This is a genomic window from Vibrio sp. MED222 (assembly GCF_000153005.1).
Classification (GTDB): domain Bacteria; phylum Pseudomonadota; class Gammaproteobacteria; order Enterobacterales; family Vibrionaceae; genus Vibrio; species Vibrio tasmaniensis_A.
This window is the reverse complement of the sequence record NZ_CH902607.1, coordinates 649,471-668,250: the sequence shown is the minus strand read 5'-3', so window position 1 is coordinate 668,250 and position 18,780 is coordinate 649,471. Positions and strand designations below refer to the sequence as shown.

Sequence of the window (18,780 nt, the reverse complement as noted above, 5' to 3'; positions counted from 1 at the left end):
AAATACCAATTTTGTATTAACTCAGAGGACTACTGGGTATGAATTCTAGTTACTTAGAAGAATAGTGGAGCCGTGATTAGGGCTAGTGTTTTACTCAAAATCAGAGACCTGCCCAGAGTTTATTTCTTGATTAAGTGAGCCTTATTCATTTTCGTCCCATTTCGAAAATCAAATTCGCCGTTGACAAAGTTTGATGATCAAACTAAATTTCAACCAATTGCTTTGATTGTCAAATTACTTGTCAATCAAAGGGCTTTTATTAACAACGATCATCTAACCGCAAACATCAGCTAAGGACGCCATTTTGAGTTTTCCAACACGTCACCAACACAACTTTTCTTCACATAACAGCCAAGGTGAGAAACGCACGTTCTATGTCCTGTTATTGACCGTCGTTACCATGGTTGTCGAAATCGTTGCGGGTACCATTTATGGTTCAATGGCATTGCTTGCCGATGGTTGGCACATGGGAACGCATGCTGCAGCGTTTGGTATCACCTTATTTGCATACCGATATGCGAAGAAACATGCCGAGAGTGAACGTTTCTCGTTTGGTACTGGCAAAGTCAGCGTGTTAGGGGGCTACACCAGCGCGATTGCATTGGGTATTGTGTCGTTATTGATGCTGGTGGAATCAGTGCATCGTTTATTTAACCCACAAGCGATTCAGTTCAATGAAGCGATCATCGTTGCCTGTATTGGTTTAACTGTGAATGTGGTGAGTATGTTTTTACTCGGCGATCACCATCATGATCACGGACACGAGCATGGCCACGATCATAGTAACAATCATAGTAAGAATCACGGTCATTCACATAGCCATGATCACGACAGCGACCATAATCATAAGCATGGTGAGCACCATCATGACCATAACCTACGCGCAGCCTACATGCATGTGTTGGCGGATACGTTGACTTCACTGTTGGCCATTGTTGCGCTGCTGTGTGGTAAGTTTTACGGTTGGAACTGGTTAGATGCAGCAATGGGAATGGTTGGCGCATTTGTGATTGCTAAGTGGACGATGAACCTTATGAAACAAACCAGTCCAATCCTGCTTGATGAGAATATCCACCAAGATTATCGCGACTCAGTGACCGAAACCTTAACGCCTTATGCGTCGGTCACCGATTTCCATATGTGGAAGGTGAGTGGGCATCACTATTCAGCAGCAATTACTCTTGAATCAAACAGTGATAAAACCGTGTCTGAATATAAACAAATGCTCTCCAAGTTTGATAAGATTAATCATCTTACTCTTGAAGTGCATTCAAACGACCATGCGAAATATAGAACAGCTTAACCAAATACTGACTGAGTTCTACGATAAAATGTCTTCGTGGGAACAGTCTGTAGTCAAAGAGACGGGTTACTCCCTGGCTCAAGTACACACTATTGAAGTACTTGGTATGCATGGCGCGTTAAGAATGAAAGAGCTCGCTGAAAAGCTGGGCATCACCACGGGTACATTGACCGTTCAAATCGAAAAGCTGGTTAAAGCCGAATTGATTGAACGCCATGAACACCCAACGGACCGTCGTGCAATCGTGGTTGCTCTAACTGATGAAGGGCAGAAGATTCACGTTCACCACAATCAGCTTCACTTGAACCTAGTTAATGAATTAACGCAAGACATCGAAGAAGATGAGAAAGCGGTATTACTAAAGTGCCTATCTAAGATGGTAAAAGCGTTTTAGTCAGCCTTAAGTTCGAACCCTAACTTATTAGCTGCAAAGCAATTGATTAAGAAATCTAAAAATGGACCTGACTCGAATTGAGTAGGTCCATTTTTTCGCCGTTTTCTCTCGACTATACAATCACTAATCGATGGACTCACCGTTTCAAAAACAAGTCAAAACCTCCCAATATTGCTCTTCGTTCTTGCTCCGCTGATGAGCCAAAAAAATGTCATTCACAGCCGTCAGATCAATAATTGCCCAAACTGTTTTAATTCAAAGCCTTAATAGTAAGGCGTTCAGTTATTTATACCCCGTCAAATATCTGTCTCTCAGTTTTATAATTCTATTAATGTACATGTAGCGAAAATGTGTTATTGATTGATCTGTCGTTAATGGGTTGGGTCTTCTTTGTTTGAATGTATTGATGATGTCACTACTGGCGGGCAGGGCCGCTGCAAAAACTCAACCCCATTACTGATAAAAAATCATAACAATAACTCGATCGCACTAGCCGTATATCCATGCTTTGATGCGATCAATTAGATACTTATAGTTAATTTAGTAAAGACGAGCCATGTATATGAATATAAAGAAAAAGCTCTATTCGTTGGGGGTGTTCTCCATCTTCGGCATGATTTCATTGTTGTTTACCACATCTCAATTTGCGGACACCACAGCTAAAATGAGCGAAGCCAAACAAATTACCAAAGAACTTGAAGTGCGACTGCTCAACCTTCGTCGTAACGAGAAAGATTTCTTACTTCGCAGTGATCTGAAATACCTCGACAAGTTCGACGTAAATTACAAAAAATTCTTAGCGTCTGAATCTGAGCTTAATGCTGTGCTGAATGATCTGGGTTTGGTCAACAGTACGCATTTGCGTGAAGATATCGAAACGTACCACACAAGCTTTGTTAACCTTGTTAAAGCCAGCCAAGTGTATGGACTAGCACGAGACAAAGGCTTGTTAGGGGAATTTCATGCTGTACTCGATAACATCAGTGCCACCGCGAGTGCTGAACAAAAAATTGAGCTATATCTCTTCAATGATCTGATCGAGAAGGGTGAGTTCGACCCAAGTGTTCTGTCTATTACTTCTAATGCGGGTGGCTCAGCTGCTTTGATAGAAGCAGCTCGTCAAGTCGTAGATCAGAAACGAGTGATAGGGTTAAAACATAACGAAGGGTTACTAGGGCAAGCGCGCACAGGTTCGCACGTTATCGAGACTCAATTCAAAGAATTCTCGGCCGTGTTAGATCAACAGGCACAGCAAGAGATGGATAAACTATCGCTGATCAACAACACCCTTTGCGTCACACTGTTAGTGGCGATCATTCTATTCAGCTGGTTAATCGTACGTTCAATCATCGGTAAGATTGAATCTCTACTTACTGTGATCCGTAACATTGTCGATTCGAACGACGTGTCTATTCGAGCGACGGAGAATGGCAAAGACGAACTCGGTAAGCTAGGCGAATACTTCAATCAACTGCTAGATCAGCTTGAAGGGTTGATTGCAACGTCTCAATCTAAGTCACATCAGTTAACACAAAGTACGTCGAGCATGCATGACGAGCTGGAATCGGTCATCAAACAGTTCGAAGTTCAAGCAAACCACACCTCAACAATGACAACTTCAGTGCAAGAGATGGTACTGACTATTGGGGAAATATCAGAAAGTACATCGGTTGCCGCTGAAGGCGTTCATCAAGCGAAAGTGAATGCCGACAAAGGTCGTGAAGTGGTGGTTGATACCATCAATAACATTACCCAGTTGTCTGAACGCCTTTCAAGTAGCCAAGATTCGATTAGTTCTTTGAATCACCATGTCGATCAAATTGGTAGTGCCGTTAACATTATCCAAGGTATTGCGGAACAGACTAATTTATTGGCATTAAACGCAGCCATTGAAGCCGCTCGTGCTGGTGAGCAAGGTCGTGGCTTCGCAGTTGTTGCGGATGAAGTCCGAGCGTTAGCAAGCAGAACGCACCAATCAACCACTGAAATCACCAGTGTAGTCACTGCAATCCAGAGCCAAATGAATGCTTCTATGACAGAGATTGGCGAGTGTAACCAACAAGGCCAGCTGACACTTAAAGATTCAGAAGAATTGGATGCAAGCTTGCAACTGATCTTGAGTGATATGGAAAGCATTCAAGGCAACTCAGAACGTATTGCTTCAGCGATTGAAGAACAGGGTGCCGTAATGACACAAGTGAGTGACTCAATTACTGAGTTGAATACCATCTCGAATGATAACAACGCTTCGGCGCAGCATTGCTTGGTCGAAGTCGATAAAGTAGCTGAGCAAGCGAACGATATGGATCAAGCGGTAGCGCAGTTTAAGACGTCATAAGATTTCTAGAGCAAGCTATCAACCAAAGCCGTGAATTATTTGAAACCCAAGGCGCGAATTATTCGCGCCTTTTTTGGGCCTGAAGGATAGGCAAGTTCCTGAATCGATAGAAATAAGAATAAGGCATTACAAAATAGACTTAAGTATCTGTGGAATAAAACTAAAATAATGACAGACTAACGATGAACGAACGCATTGACGTGAGCCATATCTTTGGCGCGTTTCAAATAAACGTTAAATCTTACGGAAGAGGAACAGCATGCACTACGACGTATTCAATGGAGACGCAGACGGTATCATCGCGTTGCTACAACTGCGATTAAGTGAACCAAGAAAAAGCGTACTCGTTACCGGTGTAAAGCGTGATATTAAGTTGGTTTCTCAAGTTGCCAGTCAAATCATAGAGCCGGGCAATCCAAATGATGTCTCTTCCGTTACCGTTCTTGATGTGTCGATGGAGAAGAACCTGCCAGCATTGCACTCACTGTTAGATGTCAACATCGATGTGTTTTACTGCGATCACCATCGAACAGGGGACGTGCCAATCTCTGAGCATTTAGACACTCTGATAGACACCTCGCCAGAGAGCTGCACGAGTTTACTGATTAACCAGAAGCTAAATGGTGCACACGTAGCTTGGGCAATCGCGGCGGCCTTTGGTGATAATTTAAAAGTAGTGGCCGCACAGTTAGCTGATGAAAATGGATTCGAACAATCACAAATTGAGTTCTTAGAAGAGCTAGGTACCTTGGTTAATTACAACGGCTACGGTACATCACTGAGCGATTTGCACTTCACGCCAGTTGAGCTCTACCAAACCCTTTATCAATATCCGAATCCGTTTGATCTTTTTGATGACACAGACTCGGTGTTTTATCGACTACGAGCTGCTTACCAAAATGACCGCCAGCAACTATCAAACCTTGCCCCTGTTTATGAAAGTAAAGTCGCACGTGTGTTTGAACTGCCCGGTGAGACTTGGGCAAGACGTATCAGCGGTGTATTTGGCAATGAGATCGTGAATCAAGATCCAAACCGAGCGCAAGCAGTATTAACGAAAAACCAAGATGGCGAATCTTATACTGTTAGCCTAAGAGCACCACTATCCAATAGAACAGGCGCAGATGAAATTTGCTCTAGCTTTGTAACTGGCGGAGGAAGAAAAGCAGCGGCTGGCATTAATCAACTTAGCGAACTTGATAGAGGGAATTTCATTTCACTGTTGGACGCTTATTATTCGCCGAGTGTTGAGCGCTAACGAAAATAGTAGCGAGAGTGAATAGGGTAAAGAGAGGCCATTTGGCTTCTTTTTTTGTGTCTAAAGTCACCCAAATAAGCCTTTCAAAAACTTAGTTAGCATCAAATTCGGCACTTCACATTGTATGACATCAAAGTAAGAGTGATTATCAATTGTATTAATTCTGGGGAAATAGCACTATACGCATATTGAATCTTCAGTATTTTGAATATCCTTATAATGAATCTTGCCCAGGTCGACCTTAACCTACTCGTTATTCTTAAACACCTTCTTGAAGAGAAGCACGTATCAAACACAGCCTTGGCGCTAGACATGAGCCAACCGACGGTGAGTCGTTCACTACAAAAACTACGAACGGTATTCAACGATGACTTGTTAGTCCGCGCAGCCTATGGGTATGAGTTAACTCCGAAAGCAGAAGTCATTAAGCAAGACCTCAACTCTGTGCTCACACGCCTTGAGAAATTGGTACATGGAGACGTATTTGAACCGCAGACGAGCAATAGTACCGTTCGGTTCTTTGGCTTGGTTCCGCAAGTCTCGCATTTGTTACCAAAAGTGGTGGCACAAATCCGCAAGCAAGCGCCGAATATGGTTGTCGATATCGACTCGATTCCTAAACGACACTTTGAACCTCTGTTATCAGGTGATGCGCACTTTGTATTGTCGACGCATGAACCATTAAGTTCTGAACAAAACTTGTATCGAATGTTCGTAATCAGTCGCGACTATCGGTTATTGATGAGCAAAGACCACCCTCTGGCGGATAAAGAGATCACCGTTGATGATTTATTGAGTAGCCAACTCGGCCAGATCTCACTGCAAGGGGATAAGAAGCTCTCGATTGAAAGTCGTTTCAAAGATTTGGGCTTGATCGATAAGCAGCGTCAGCTATCGATACCGATTCAACTGTCTAACTTTAACGTCGCTCCAGATATGGCTGAAGCGACCGATATCATCTTTCACCTGCCGACACCTTTCGCTCAACAAGCAGCAAAACAGAGAAACCTCGTTTGTAAACGCGTACCCAAAGCGATCAGGAGCCCATCAGAAGACGTATATCTCTACTGGCATAAACGTTTCCACAATGACCCTATGTGCCGTTGGATTCGTGAACTATTTAAAGAGACATACTCCTAAGTTATCTGGCACATGAATATTACGGGCTCAATGCTAATGAATTGAATATATTTTGTCTGCATTATTTGATAAATGAATAATCATAATGAATTTTCAGCATGAAACTTTCGTTGATTGGAGTGATAACTGACTGTTTAATGCAAACCATTATCATTACTAATTACATATAAGAATAAATATCATGTCTGAGAAATCTCTGTTGATTCGCAAGCCTCTTTTGGTTCGCAAGCACCTTATAGTTCGCAAACCTCTTATGATTCGTAAACCCCTTTCGGTCGCAGTAGCTGTTATTTGCACCTCACTATCGGCTAACGTGTTAGCGCAAAAAGAAGCGCAAGCGACAGATGAGCAAATGGTTGTTACGGCAACTCGTACTGAAATGGCTCTAAAACAAGTGCCAGCTTCAATGTCGGTTATCACCGCTCAAGACATCGAAGACAGCCCTGGAATCACTTTGGCTGACATCGTTGCAGAATCAACGAGTGTGGAATCTGATTTTGATAGCACACGTGCTGGCCGTCAGATGATCTCTATTCGTGGTATGGATTCAGACTATACGCTTATCATGGTGAATGGCCGTCGCTTAAGCTCTGCAAGTGCCATCATTCGTGGTAACGATTTCGATCTCTCGACTATTCCAGCTGAGTCAATCGAACGTGTTGAAATTATCCGCGGCCCAATGTCTGCACTTTACGGTTCAGATGGTATGGGTGGCACAATCAACATCATCACCAAAGCTCCAGAAAATGATTGGAGCTCAACGATTAACATGGACACTTCGTCTCCATTAGACGGCAATGGTGGGGAAGAATATTCTGTTGGTTTTACCACGTCCGGTGCATTGATTGATGATGAGTTATTTGCGCGTTTTTCTTTAAATCAAACCTCGCGTGACGCATGGCAACCATATACAGGTAATGGTCGTGAGAATATTACCGCTCTAGAGGAACGCGACACTTTAAGTTTGCTTGCCAACCTGACATGGAATATGACAGACAATCAGACGATTGATTTAGACCTTGGCTATAGTGACGATAAACGTGATGGTTTAGCAGAACACGCTACAGGTTCGAACCTAGTGGATAGTAGTGTTGTACGTAACAGTCAAGCGATTACACACAGCGGTTTTTGGAACTGGGGTGACACACAAGTTCGTTACTCTCGTGAAAACGTGACAGACAACGATGCCGCTGATCTAGGTAACAATTACAGTAGCGATGTAGAAGAGCTAACTCAAATAGTAGAAGCGTCAGCAACGACTTATCTTGGTGACAGTCACACCGTAACTTTTGGTATGGACTACCAGTTGAGCGAATTAACCAACAAAGAAAACTTGATCAACGGTACATCAGAAGCGTATCAAGGTGCTTTGTTTGTTCAAGACCAGTGGTTGATGACTGAACAACTCACCGCAACCATTGGTGGACGTTTAGATAAGCACGAATTGTACGGTGAAGAGTTCAGCCCTCGTGTTTATCTAGTTCACCAAACAACGAATGACCTCATTATCAAAGGCGGCGTGGGTAAGGCGTTTAAAGCGCCTTCGTTGACTCAAAACCAAGCCGACTACACAGTTAATAGCTGTAAGGGAGCGTGCGATTTATATGGCAACGAAAACCTGAAGCCTGAAACGAGCTTGAACTATGAAATTGCAGCAATATACAACCAACCACGTTGGAATGTTGAAGGTGCCTTGTTCCGCAACGAAATCAATGATCTTATTGATCGCAATGAAACGTACTGCGAGAACGGCGGAGTGTTTGAATCGGGTAAAGGGTGCGCAGACACTTCTAGCTCTACTGGCTATGTGAAAGGGAAGCGTACTTATACCAATGTATCTGAGGCGGTGGTTCAAGGTGCTGAACTTACGGGTCAATTCCAGATTACCGATGAGTGGGGCGTGTCTGGTAACTACACGTTCTTAGACACAGAAGATAAGTCAACGGGTGAAGAACTGCTTGAGCGTTACAAGCATTCAGGTTTAGTTAAACTGAACTGGAGCCCAACTTTCGATCTGAATACTTTTATTAGTGCGCGTTACCGTGGAGAGCGCAATATCGAAAGCGACTTAACGCAAGACGCATACACAACACTGAACATCGGTACGGTGTACAACGTTAATGATTCTGTTCGACTGCGCGCTGGTATCACTAACTTGACTGATGAAGCTGTATCACAAGAGCTAGAGAGTATGGGTTATGTTGAAGAGCCACGTACTTACTACGTAGGTATGACAGCGGACTTCTAATCAATCTGTGTTTGATTTGGTAGCAAGATACATATAAAAACGAAGAACCCACATTGGCTCGATACTCTATAAAGAGAACGGCGAGTGTGGGTTGTTTTTTGTGTGCTTGTATCGGTTTAATTCGTTTGGAATTGGCTTATCTAGATTTTTACACAAGTGACCAAAGCATTACCTGATTTGGTATCCCAAGGCAGCAGCTTGTCATAATCGTGCTCAAAAATATGAACCTCAAAGTAAGGCTTCAATATCTCGATCAATTCCTTAAACGAGAATGCCACCATAGGGTGTTCGTCATTCCATACTTGAGTTTCACCTGCAGTCGTTTTTTCGATACTTAGCTTTAACATTTGCTTACTACCTTCGCCGGAGTAGTACCAACCTGAGCGAAAGGTAAAGTCATCATGTTCTTTGTTGGCTGTATGTCGAACAAACAAGTCATTGCTTATCTTCTCTTTATCAACCACGTTGAAGCAGAAGACACCTTCGTGTTTCAAAGCTCGGTGCACGCTTGCAATGCACTCTTTTAGTCTCTCAATACCGTCGTTGTAATGGATGGAATACAAGAAACAAGTGATAAGATCGAGCGGTTCTGAGACCTCAAAATTACTCATGTTTTGTACTGAAAAGTTAGCTTCAGGGCAACGAACTTGAGCAATGTCGAGCATTGGTTTATTCAGATCAAGGCCATTACTTTGATAGCCGTAATCAATAAAATGGCGAACGTGTGGTCCAGTGCCACATCCAAGGTCGAGGTGTGTTTTTCCTTTATTTCCAAAAATCTGATGTAACCTACGAACGCAGTCACTCTGCGCTTGGTAGTCAATATCGACACACATTAAATCATAGTAACCGGATAGGTCGGTATAGAGTGCGTTGGCGGACATGTTTGCCTGCAGCATTTGCTGAAAAAATTGGGGTGGCGCATAGTAAACTAGAACTTAAAAATAACAAGAAAATCTTGGGTCAACTTATAGGCTTAAATGACCTTTTCTTGATGCTTAGCAATTGTTTCACGAGCCACACTCTATACATGCACCTTCGTGGTTTACTGAGACTCTATTTTTTCCGTTGGATTTAGCACGATAGAGCGCGTCGTCTGTAACTCGAATCAACGTATCTAGGGAGTTGTTGGTACGAACGATGCAGCTGTCGGTAATGCCAATACTGACGCTTGATTGAAACTTGGTGCGATTAAATCCCAAGAATTGATGGGTTCGAAATTCTTCGCAAATACGTTGACCAACAATTTTTGCTTGTGAGTATGCCGTGTTGAGAATGGTTCCATGAGTCGTTCGGTTTTTTGGAAAGAAGACGATAAACTCTTCACCTCCCCAGCGGCCAACCACGCCGTTCAAGGCTTTGACGTGCTTCTTGATGGTATTCGCGAGAGTACGAATCACATCGTCACCAACACTGTGTCCAAATTGGTCATTAATCTTTTTGAAGTCATCAATATCCAATAGTAAACAAGACATCTCAGTCTGTTCTTTTAACGGCTTTTTTAACCAATCGTAAATGGCACTGCGGCTGAACACTTGTGTTAGATCGTCGTGAAGTGCGCGGTGCAAGAGTTCTTGTTCTAATTTCACCTTGTCGGAAACGTCTTCTATCACCACTTGAATCGCTTTCTCGCCTTCCCAATTAATGATGTTGTCGTAGATGTTGAAGTGTTTTTTACTCCCATCAAAGCATTGGTTTTCAACCACAGAACTGAAGCTTGGTGTATCACCGGCAAGAATACTCTGGCTGCGTCTCATGGCATTGATACGACTGTCCGGCGGAATAATTGAAATGATTGAGTCCATGGCGAGCACTGCTTCTATCGATTTGGCACCCTGCATTTCAACCCAGGCTTGATTAACCATTAGAGGCTTGAAATTTTGGTGGACGAGCACGCCCTGTTTCGAACTATTGAGTAAAGTCCGGTACATACGATCTTTTTCTTGATGTTTACGCTCTGAAGCAACAACTGAGGTAATATCTATGATCATTACACGAAGAGCGGGGCGGTCGTTGACTCTGACCGCTTGAGCAAGGCTAAACAGCGAGAGAAGGCGGTTATTCACCGGAATATCTTTATAGAGCTTTCCCTTTCCCAGTTGGCCTTTAATCGCAGAAAGGTAACGTTCACGGACAGAGCCGTGATAATCTTTGGGTATTAATGAGTAGACAAAATCGACGTTGTTGAGAAGTGCTTCACGGCAACTGTAACCGAAGATTTTTGCAATGTTTTCGTCGACATCGATGACACGGTGGTCTTGCAGCGTAATATAGCCCTGTGCAGAGTCGAAATTCTGCCTAGGGGTGGCTGTGGTTAAATCTAGTTGGATGCTCATATAGATCTGACTACATATCCTCTCACCAAAAACAGGTGCTTTAAATAAATGGTGGTGTCGTAAATAAATTGTGACTGCTGTATATCGACAAAGCTATCAGATACCTAACACGGCAAGCGTCACGAGACTATGTGATTAAAGTGTGCCGTACGCAACTTTTTGAGGGTAGCGTAATTTTACTGTATCTAAAACGGATAAAAAAATTATTAAGGATAATTAAAGAGTTATGGAAATAAAAATTGATGATTTGTCGGGTGGAGAGGTTATTGAGCTACTCGAAGAGCATTTAGCTGATATGTATGCGACATCGCCAGTCGAAAGCGTTCATGCACTGGATCTAGATGGGCTCAAGTCGCCAGAGATTACTTTTTTCAGTGCTTGGAAAGACAGCCAACTGCTTGGGTGTGTCGCCATTAAAGAGCTTGATACACAACACGCTGAACTGAAGTCAATGAGAACCTCGCAGTTTGCAAGAAAGTCCGGTGTCGCAAGCAAGCTATTGCAACACGTTTTGGATACGGCAACCGCTCGCCAATATCGACGTATTAGCCTAGAAACGGGATCGGAAGACTACTTTAGGCCAGCGCGTAATTTGTACCAAAAATTTGGCTTTGGTTACTGTGAACCTTTTGCTAATTATGTGTTAGATCCGCACAGTCATTTCATGAGTATTGAGTTACGTTTAGAGGCTAGCTTTAGATGACGACTTACTTAGCCGGTTTCTCCCTTGGTCTTTCGCTTATTCTCGCGATCGGTTCTCAAAATGCGTTCGTTCTTAAACAGGGCTTAAAGAATCAGCATGTGTTTGCTATTTGTGCTGTCTGCGCGATTTCAGATGCATTACTGATCAGCTTTGGTGTGATGGGCTTTGGTGCAATCGTTGAGCAGTTCCCTCAAGTTGAGCAGTTTGCTCGTTACGGTGGGGCTATCTTTTTAGGAGTTTACTCATTCTTGAGCTTTCGCTCATCATTTACCGAAAATCATGCCTTAGAAGCCGGTGTCGAAACCAAAAACTCTTTAACCAAAGCAGTTACCATGTGCTTAGCGTTTACTTGGCTTAATCCGCATGTGTATCTGGATACTGTGGTATTGCTGGGTTCTATCTCTACACAATATCAACCAAATCAAATGTTGTTTGGTGCAGGTGCAGTATCGGCTTCATTCGTGTTCTTTTTTTCACTTGGCTATGGTGCTCGCTTCTTAGCTCCAATGTTTAAAAACCCGAGATCATGGAAGATGTTGGAGTTTGTTGTAGGAGTGATCATGGCATCTATTGCACTATCTTTGGTTGTTTAGTTTTACTCTGCTTTCGTTAACTTCTCCTCATCAGTTGAACGCTGGTGGGGAAAGTACGGCTTGTTAGCTTGCTAGCTCGTTAATTAGTAATTAGTACTGTATCCCTCTGTCTTGCCTCCCTAGCTATTAATTATTCTTTGCAAAGATTTCGCATTTCTCTGTTGGTTTTAAACGTCTTGATAACAACAAATTAAATTATTTCGTGAAATAACGAATTATTCTTCGTCTTTTGGATTTTGGGTTCGTCTTAGGGGTGTAACAAGAAATTATTAACCCGATTCGGAGGCAAAAATGATTAAATTGATTAGCTTTAAAAACTGCCCATTTGTTCAACGTGTAATGGGTTCACTAGTAATGAAAAACGTCCCGTTTGAAATTGAGTACATTGAGCTGAATAACAAACCACAGTGGTTTTTGGATATCTCACCGAACGGGCAGGTTCCTGTATTGATTACAGAAAATGACACGGTTCTTTTTGAGTCTGATGCGATTGTTGAATACCTAGACGATAAATATGCCCCTATTGAAGAGGTTTCACCCGAGCAGAAAGCACTCGACCGTGCTTGGTCTTATCAAGCGAGCAAACATTACATGCCACAGTGCGGCACCATGGCGAGTAAAGACAAAGAGACTTTTGAAACACGCTTAGCCAATTTACAAAAGGCGTTCCTAAAGGCAGAGAAAAAACTGGGTGATACTGAGTTCTTTAAAGGGGACTACATCTCTAACGTCGACATCGCTTGGTTACCACTGTTACACCGAGCATTTGTAATTAAAGGGCGTTCAGGCTTCGATATGCTAGAAAGCTTCCCGAAAGTACAGAGGTGGCAAGCGGCTCTGATTGAATCTGGGTTGACCGGTAAAACCGTTCCAGCGGACTTTATTGACAAGTTCAGCGGCTTTTATTTAACGAATAACTACCTGGCAAGCCTAGCAGAAGCTCGCTAAATAAAGATTAAGTAATTTATGGCGTATAGTTTAGGCCACAGACAATTAAAACCGCTCTAACGTTGAGCGGTTTTTTTATGTCAAAAATAATGATTGGTTACGCTATGGGCATAGTTGATCCAAAGCCTGAAATTAGTTGGTTTTCACAAGCTTATAAAAGGGAATTATCTCTACTATTTTGGTAGATTAAAGGTATTACCGACTTCCAGTGAGCAGCAATGAAGATTCTTCACACGTCCGATTGGCACCTTGGCCAAAACTTCTACAATAAAAGCCGTAAGAATGAACATGAACGGTTTTTACAATGGTTACTTGAGCAAGTTACAGAGCACGACATCGACGCGATCATTGTTGCTGGCGACATTTTCGATACCAGTACACCGCCGAGTTACGCTCGTGAGATGTATAACAAGTTTGTGGTCGATTCGAACAAGCTCGGTTGCCAATTGGTGTTATTAGGTGGAAATCACGATTCAGTCTCTGTGCTTAAAGAGACACAACAGCTGCTCAAATACATGGGCGCAGACGTGATTCCTAATACCAATGAAGATCATGCGACTCAGGTTGTTGAACTAAAAGGCAAGAATGGCGATGTAGAAGCGCTGGTTTGTGCCATTCCTTTTATTCGCCCTCGCGATGTGTTGACCAGCCAGGCGGGTGTCACAGGCGTTGAGCGTCAGAAGCAACTCGGCGATGCAATCAAACAGCACTACCAAAGTGTTTATGATGCCGCTGTAGAAAAACGTGCGACGTTTGAAAACAGCGAGCACATGCCGATTATCGCTACTGGTCATTTAACGGCGATGGGTGTTCAACAATCGGATTCGGTACGCGACATCTATGTCGGCAACCTTGATGGTTTTGCCGCTGATGGCTTCCCAGACGCAGACTATATTGCACTTGGTCATATCCACCGTCCACAAGTGGTGGCAAAGCGTGAATACATTCGTTACTGCGGCTCACCTATACCATTAAGCTTTGATGAACTTAAATCTCAAAAGCAGGTATGTGTGGTTGAGTTTGTTGAGGGCGAGCGCACCATTTCTCAATTGCCAGTTCCAACGTTCCAACCCCTAGCTGAAATCAAAGGCGACTTGAGCGAGATCGAATCTCAGCTTAATCAATATGTAGGCTTAGATAGCGAACAAAGCGTGTGGTTATCGATAGAAGTGCAAGCGCAAGATTACTTGTCGGATCTTCAAGAACGTATGCGCACACTAACCGAAGGATTGAACGTTGAAGTGCTGCAACTGCGCCGAGCAAGAGAACGCCGTAACCAAGCTTTGGAGCAAGAGTCGGCAGAAACCTTATCTGAATTGAGCCCGATGGACGTGTTTACGAAGCGTATTGCCTTAGAAGAATTTGAAACCGATTCTGAAAAAGCACGTTTAGAGCGAATGACGGTGAAGTTTAAACAAGTGATGGTTGAAGTGTCTGAAAGCGCTCAAACACCAAACAAAGTAGAAGAGTAACCAGTATGAAGATTTTAAGCCTAGAATTTGAAAACCTGAACTCTTTGAAAGGACGTTGGAAGCTCGATTTTACCCAATCACCGTTTGCAGAAAATGGTCTGTTCGCGATTACTGGCCCGACAGGGGCAGGTAAAACCACCATTCTTGATGCGATTTGTTTGGCACTGTTCCACCGCACGCCACGTTTGAAAAGTATCGCTAAAGGCAACAATGAATTAATGACACGTGGTACAGGTGAGTGTTTCGCTGAGCTTGAATTTGAAGTGCAGGGCAAAACGTATCGCTCTAACTTCCACCAAAAGCGAGCGCGTGGAAAGCACGATGGCGCATTACAAACGCCAACGTGTGAATTTGCGGATGCGGACACCGATAAAGTCTTAGAGACTATGTTGACCAAGAAGACCAAGTTGGTGGAGCAGGTAACCGGTCTCGATTTCTCACGCTTCACTAAATCGATCATGTTGTCTCAGGGTGAGTTTGCGGCGTTCTTAAATGCCAATGCTAACGACCGTGCAGAGCTACTTGAAGAGCTGACGGGAACAGAAGTCTATAGCCTGATTTCAGAGCGTATCTACGATCATTTTAAGTCGAGTGAAGAGTCGCTTAATCACCTTAAAGCGAAAGCAGAAGGTGTGAGCTTACTGTCTGAAGAGCAAATCCAAGCGCTGACCGCAGAGCGTGAAACGCTAGAAGCCGAGCAGAAGCGTTTAGCCGAGCAATTAAAAGAGTGGCAAGCGCATCTAAGCTGGTGGAAAGACGTGACCAAAGCTGAGCAAACTATTGCGACCAGTGAGCATGATCTTAAAACAGCTCAAGATGAACTAGACCGTAATCAACCATCACTAGAGCGTTTGGCATACAGTGAACCGGCTGAAAAGCTGCGCCCAATGCACAAAGATTTAAAGCGTTGCGAACAAGAGGTGAACACTACTCAAGCTCACTTAGATAACAGCACCAAGTTACTTGCCGTTCGTGATGCAGAAAAGCAAGACGCGCAAACTAAACTGACTCAAAGCAGTGCGATAGTCGAACAGGTAAAAACCGAGCAACAAGATCAAGAGAAGATCATCGATCTCGTACGTCCGCTAGACAACCAAATTACCGTACTCAAAGATAAGCAAACTGCGGCCGTTAATGCAGCAAATACGCTAAACGAGCAACATACGCAGCAGCGCAATCAACAGATTGGTTTAATCGAAAAAATAGATGCACTGAGGCAACAAGAACAACTCAGCACTGCGTACCTAAATACGCATCAAGCTGACCAATATCTGGAAAAATACCTAGGTCAGTGGCAAGCAAAGGTAGAGCAAGTTCGTACTCTAGAGCGTCAGCATGCAGAACAACTAAACTCAGCGAAGCAAGCTTTGTGTGCGGTTGATGCACAGCAAACGATCATCAAATCTGCGCAAGACGCTAAAGCAATGCAAGATAAGGCCTTAGCTGAATTGGTTGTGCTAGAGAGTAGTGCAAAGCAACAGTGGGAAGCCTTGCAAAGCAACACTAGCGAGCAAGTGTTGAATTCGCAAAAAGATCTGTTGGAGTTTTGGAATCGCAATACGCACTCATTACTCGAGATCAATCGTGGTTTCCTAAATGCCCAACAACAGCTGCACGCAAAAACACAGGCACATCAAACCAACACCCAGTTGGTCGACAAGCTTTCGAAAGAGCGTGAAGTGTTGCTTCTGCGATACCAAGAAAAAAAGACCTCACTTGAACGTTTAATTCGCTTAATTGATCAAGGAGGTGATCTTGCGAAATACCGAGCGTCATTGAAGCCAGGTATGGATTGTCCATTGTGTGGTTCAACAGACCATGCGATCGAACAATCACAAAGTTCGAAGGATTTGAATGCCCAGAAAGAGCTTGAGGAACAACAATTAGCAGCGATTCAGAAAGAAGGCCAAGAGCATCGTCAGCAATTAGATTCTCTTGCCCCTATGGTTGCAGCGCTTAACGATGACATTCAACGTGCGCAAGCGGATATTCAACAAGCTCAACTGAATTGGCAAGGCGTTGTCGGCAAGCTTCAACAGAGCTTATCGGATTTCGTTGGCACGGCTCCTGAATTGGCACTGCTAACGATTAACGATCTCGGCAATGAAGCTTCTGTCGCGACCTTTGCTCAGCAGTGTGAACTTCAACTAAGTCAGAGCTCGCAGCAACTCAAAGCGTTGGCTGATGCGAAAGCACACTATGCTGAAGCTGAGAAACAACGCCTGTCTGTGAGTGTTATGGCTGACAAAGCGCAGTCTAATCTCGAGTTGGCCGAGCAACGCTTAGCGGATCTGAATAAGCAAAATCACAGCACGAGCGAACAAGTGGCTCAGATTGCTCTAGCAAAAGAACAGCAATGGAACGCTCTGAAAGAGAGCATTGTTCAAACGGCTATCGAAGCGCCTGAACTTGAACATATTGATGATTGGTTTACTGCTAAATCACAAGCATCAAGCACATGGCAGCAAACCAAACAGCAACAGGCCGATATTGAGAAGCAACTGATCACTCAAAATGCCGAATTGAAAACCTTAGATGACAAGCTAACCAGTGTTGAGAAAGAGCTCGCGACACTGAAGCAAGAGAGTGAGTCTCTAGTGTTAGAGCTGACTCGTGTAACGGCTGAAAGAACAGAATTGTTTGGTGATAAAGACATTCAAGCCACCAGCAATGCGATGAAGCAAAAAGTCACTGAAGCGGTAAATGCATTTGATGCTGCGCAGTTAGTGCTTAACCGTTGCGAGCTGGAACATCGAACCGAGCAAACCAAACACACTGGTTTCTCGGACGAGTTAGTCAGTAAGCAATCGAGCTACATACAAGCGTCGAATGCTTGGTCAGAAGCGTTGAAAACTAGCCCATTCGAAGGTGAGGCTGATTTTAAAGTAGCGTTGTTGGATGAAGAGGTTAGAACTCAACTTCAAAGACTGAAGAAGTCTTTAGACGAAGCGATTGTCAGTGCGCAAGCAAGGTTGAACACCGCCAAAACGACGAAAGTGGAGCTACAAAACCACGAAAATGCGAAAGCATGGCAAGAGCAAAACCAGCAGCAAGTTGAAGAAGCGACAACTGAATGTCAAAACGCACAGCAAAGCCATGCGACAAAGATCGGTGCAATTTCTGCCAATCTTGAAACGGATAGCCAGAACCGCAGTAATCAGCAAGATCTGTTCAAGCAGATCGACGAGCAGCAGGTCGAGTTTGATGATATTTCACGTCTGAATTCACTTATTGGTTCTAAGAACGGCGACAAGTTCCGTAAGTTTGCTCAAGGTCTAACACTGGAAAACTTGGTGTACTTGGCGAACAAGCAGCTACAGCGTTTGCATGGTCGTTACGAGCTAAAACGTAAAGCCGATGATGGCTTAGAACTGCAAGTGCTTGATACATGGCAGGGCGATGTGATGCGTGATACTAAGACCTTGTCAGGTGGTGAAAGCTTCTTGGTTAGCTTGGCGTTGGCATTAGCGCTTTCTGATCTTGTGAGTTACAAAACCAGTATTGATTCTTTGTTCTTGGATGAAGGTTTCGGCACGCTGGATAGCGACACATTGGACATTGCCCTAAACGCGCTCGATAACCTGAATGCGTCAGGCAAGATGATTGGCGTCATCAGTCACGTTGAAGCATTGAAAGAGCGAGTGCCTGTTCAGCTTAAAGTGACAAAACACTCTGGCTTAGGTGTGAGTGAGATGGAGAAACAGTACAAGGTTGTCGCTTAGGTTCTTGCTGTATTCCATCAGTGCAGAAATAGAAGCAGAGCTAGATGAAGCAGATCCCCGACTCAGTCGTTCCTCCTTCTCGAGGATGACGGAGTTTTGGGGCTGTTATCAATCACTCCGCCGTCACGTTCTGCAGTAAAGAATGATTAGAGTAACTGCCGCTATTCCCTAAAGTGAGTTACGAAAGTAGTAGGGACTCTAGATTTGTTCTTTTTGTCTTCGTCATTCCCTAGAGTGAGTGACGAACGAACGTAATAGGGAATCTGGGGTTGGTCGTATTACCCTCGCCATTCCCTGAAGCGAGAATCGAGCGTAATAAGGATTC

The 18,780-nt window shown here is 43.7% G+C and carries 13 protein-coding genes; 11 read left to right on the top strand and 2 right to left on the bottom strand.

Annotated elements, in window-relative coordinates:
- Window positions 1–304 precede the first annotated feature (304 nt).
- From dmeF to MED222_RS11935, 6 genes are all read left to right on the top strand, one after another.
- Window positions 305–1,303: a CDF family Co(II)/Ni(II) efflux transporter DmeF gene (gene dmeF / locus MED222_RS11910; protein ID WP_009846873.1), complete on the top strand. Its 999-nt coding sequence runs from the start codon at window positions 305–307 to the stop codon at window positions 1,301–1,303.
- Complete coding sequence (locus tag MED222_RS11915; protein WP_009846872.1) at window positions 1,281–1,697, top strand: MarR family winged helix-turn-helix transcriptional regulator; 417 nt, start codon at window positions 1,281–1,283, stop codon at window positions 1,695–1,697. The genes dmeF and MED222_RS11915 overlap by 23 nt, the downstream gene beginning before the upstream one ends.
- Window positions 1,698–2,310: 613 nt before the next feature.
- Entirely contained in the window at window positions 2,311–4,035 is a 1,725-nt protein-coding gene (locus MED222_RS11920) for a methyl-accepting chemotaxis protein (protein ID WP_009846871.1), read from the top strand.
- Window positions 4,036–4,294: 259 nt separating this feature from the next.
- Window positions 4,295–5,293, top strand: coding sequence for a hypothetical protein (locus MED222_RS11925; RefSeq protein ID WP_009846870.1), 999 nt, complete (start codon window positions 4,295–4,297; stop codon window positions 5,291–5,293).
- A gap of 219 nt (window positions 5,294–5,512) precedes the next feature.
- Window positions 5,513–6,433, top strand: coding sequence for a LysR family transcriptional regulator (locus MED222_RS11930; protein ID WP_009846869.1), 921 nt, complete (start codon window positions 5,513–5,515; stop codon window positions 6,431–6,433).
- A gap of 253 nt (window positions 6,434–6,686) precedes the next feature.
- Complete coding sequence (locus tag MED222_RS11935; protein WP_442852143.1) at window positions 6,687–8,681, top strand: TonB-dependent receptor domain-containing protein; 1,995 nt, start codon at window positions 6,687–6,689, stop codon at window positions 8,679–8,681.
- 140 nt (window positions 8,682–8,821) lie between these two features.
- Here MED222_RS11935 and MED222_RS11940 read toward each other — a convergent pair whose 3' ends face one another.
- Complete coding sequence (locus MED222_RS11940) at window positions 8,822–9,565, bottom strand: class I SAM-dependent DNA methyltransferase (RefSeq protein ID WP_009846867.1); 744 nt, start codon at window positions 9,563–9,565, stop codon at window positions 8,822–8,824.
- A 126-nt stretch (window positions 9,566–9,691) separates the two neighbouring features.
- Complete coding sequence (locus tag MED222_RS11945; RefSeq protein WP_009846866.1) at window positions 9,692–11,017, bottom strand: sensor domain-containing diguanylate cyclase; 1,326 nt, start codon at window positions 11,015–11,017, stop codon at window positions 9,692–9,694.
- A gap of 226 nt (window positions 11,018–11,243) precedes the next feature.
- Here MED222_RS11945 and MED222_RS11950 point away from each other — a divergent pair, with 226 nt between their 5' ends.
- The 5 genes from MED222_RS11950 (at window position 11,244) to MED222_RS11970 (ending at window position 18,455) form a co-directional block, all read left to right on the top strand.
- Entirely contained in the window at window positions 11,244–11,720 is a 477-nt protein-coding gene (locus MED222_RS11950; protein WP_009846865.1) for a GNAT family N-acetyltransferase, read from the top strand.
- Entirely contained in the window at window positions 11,717–12,313 is a 597-nt protein-coding gene (locus MED222_RS11955) for a LysE/ArgO family amino acid transporter (protein ID WP_009846864.1), read from the top strand. Before MED222_RS11950 ends, MED222_RS11955 begins: the two co-directional genes overlap by 4 nt.
- A 291-nt stretch (window positions 12,314–12,604) precedes the next feature.
- Entirely contained in the window at window positions 12,605–13,261 is a 657-nt protein-coding gene (locus MED222_RS11960; protein ID WP_009846863.1) for a glutathione S-transferase family protein, read from the top strand.
- Between the two features lie 218 nt (window positions 13,262–13,479).
- On the top strand, window positions 13,480–14,733 hold the full coding sequence (sbcD, locus tag MED222_RS11965; protein WP_009846862.1) for an exonuclease subunit SbcD: 1,254 nt from the start codon (window positions 13,480–13,482) through the stop codon (window positions 14,731–14,733).
- Window positions 14,734–14,738: 5 nt separating this feature from the next.
- Window positions 14,739–18,455 carry an AAA family ATPase gene (locus tag MED222_RS11970; protein ID WP_009846861.1) on the top strand — a complete coding sequence of 1,239 codons (3,717 nt, stop codon included), beginning with the start codon at window positions 14,739–14,741 and terminating at the stop codon, window positions 18,453–18,455.
- Window positions 18,456–18,780: the final 325 nt, after the last annotated feature.

Coding starts and splice junctions, on each gene's coding strand:
- MED222_RS11915 (WP_009846872.1), top strand. CDS start 1,281: ATGCGAAATATAGAACAGCTTAACCAAATACTGACTGAGTTCTACGAT.
- MED222_RS11970 (WP_009846861.1), top strand. CDS start 14,739: ATGAAGATTTTAAGCCTAGAATTTGAAAACCTGAACTCTTTGAAAGGA.
- MED222_RS11945 (WP_009846866.1), bottom strand. CDS start 11,017: ATGAGCATCCAACTAGATTTAACCACAGCCACCCCTAGGCAGAATTTC.
- MED222_RS11940 (WP_009846867.1), bottom strand. CDS start 9,565: ATGTCCGCCAACGCACTCTATACCGACCTATCCGGTTACTATGATTTA.
- MED222_RS11920 (WP_009846871.1), top strand. CDS start 2,311: ATGATTTCATTGTTGTTTACCACATCTCAATTTGCGGACACCACAGCT.
- MED222_RS11955 (WP_009846864.1), top strand. CDS start 11,717: ATGACGACTTACTTAGCCGGTTTCTCCCTTGGTCTTTCGCTTATTCTC.
- MED222_RS11950 (WP_009846865.1), top strand. CDS start 11,244: ATGGAAATAAAAATTGATGATTTGTCGGGTGGAGAGGTTATTGAGCTA.
- MED222_RS11925 (WP_009846870.1), top strand. CDS start 4,295: ATGCACTACGACGTATTCAATGGAGACGCAGACGGTATCATCGCGTTG.
- sbcD (WP_009846862.1), top strand. CDS start 13,480: ATGAAGATTCTTCACACGTCCGATTGGCACCTTGGCCAAAACTTCTAC.
- MED222_RS11960 (WP_009846863.1), top strand. CDS start 12,605: ATGATTAAATTGATTAGCTTTAAAAACTGCCCATTTGTTCAACGTGTA.
- MED222_RS11930 (WP_009846869.1), top strand. CDS start 5,513: ATGAATCTTGCCCAGGTCGACCTTAACCTACTCGTTATTCTTAAACAC.
- MED222_RS11935 (WP_442852143.1), top strand. CDS start 6,687: ATGATTCGTAAACCCCTTTCGGTCGCAGTAGCTGTTATTTGCACCTCA.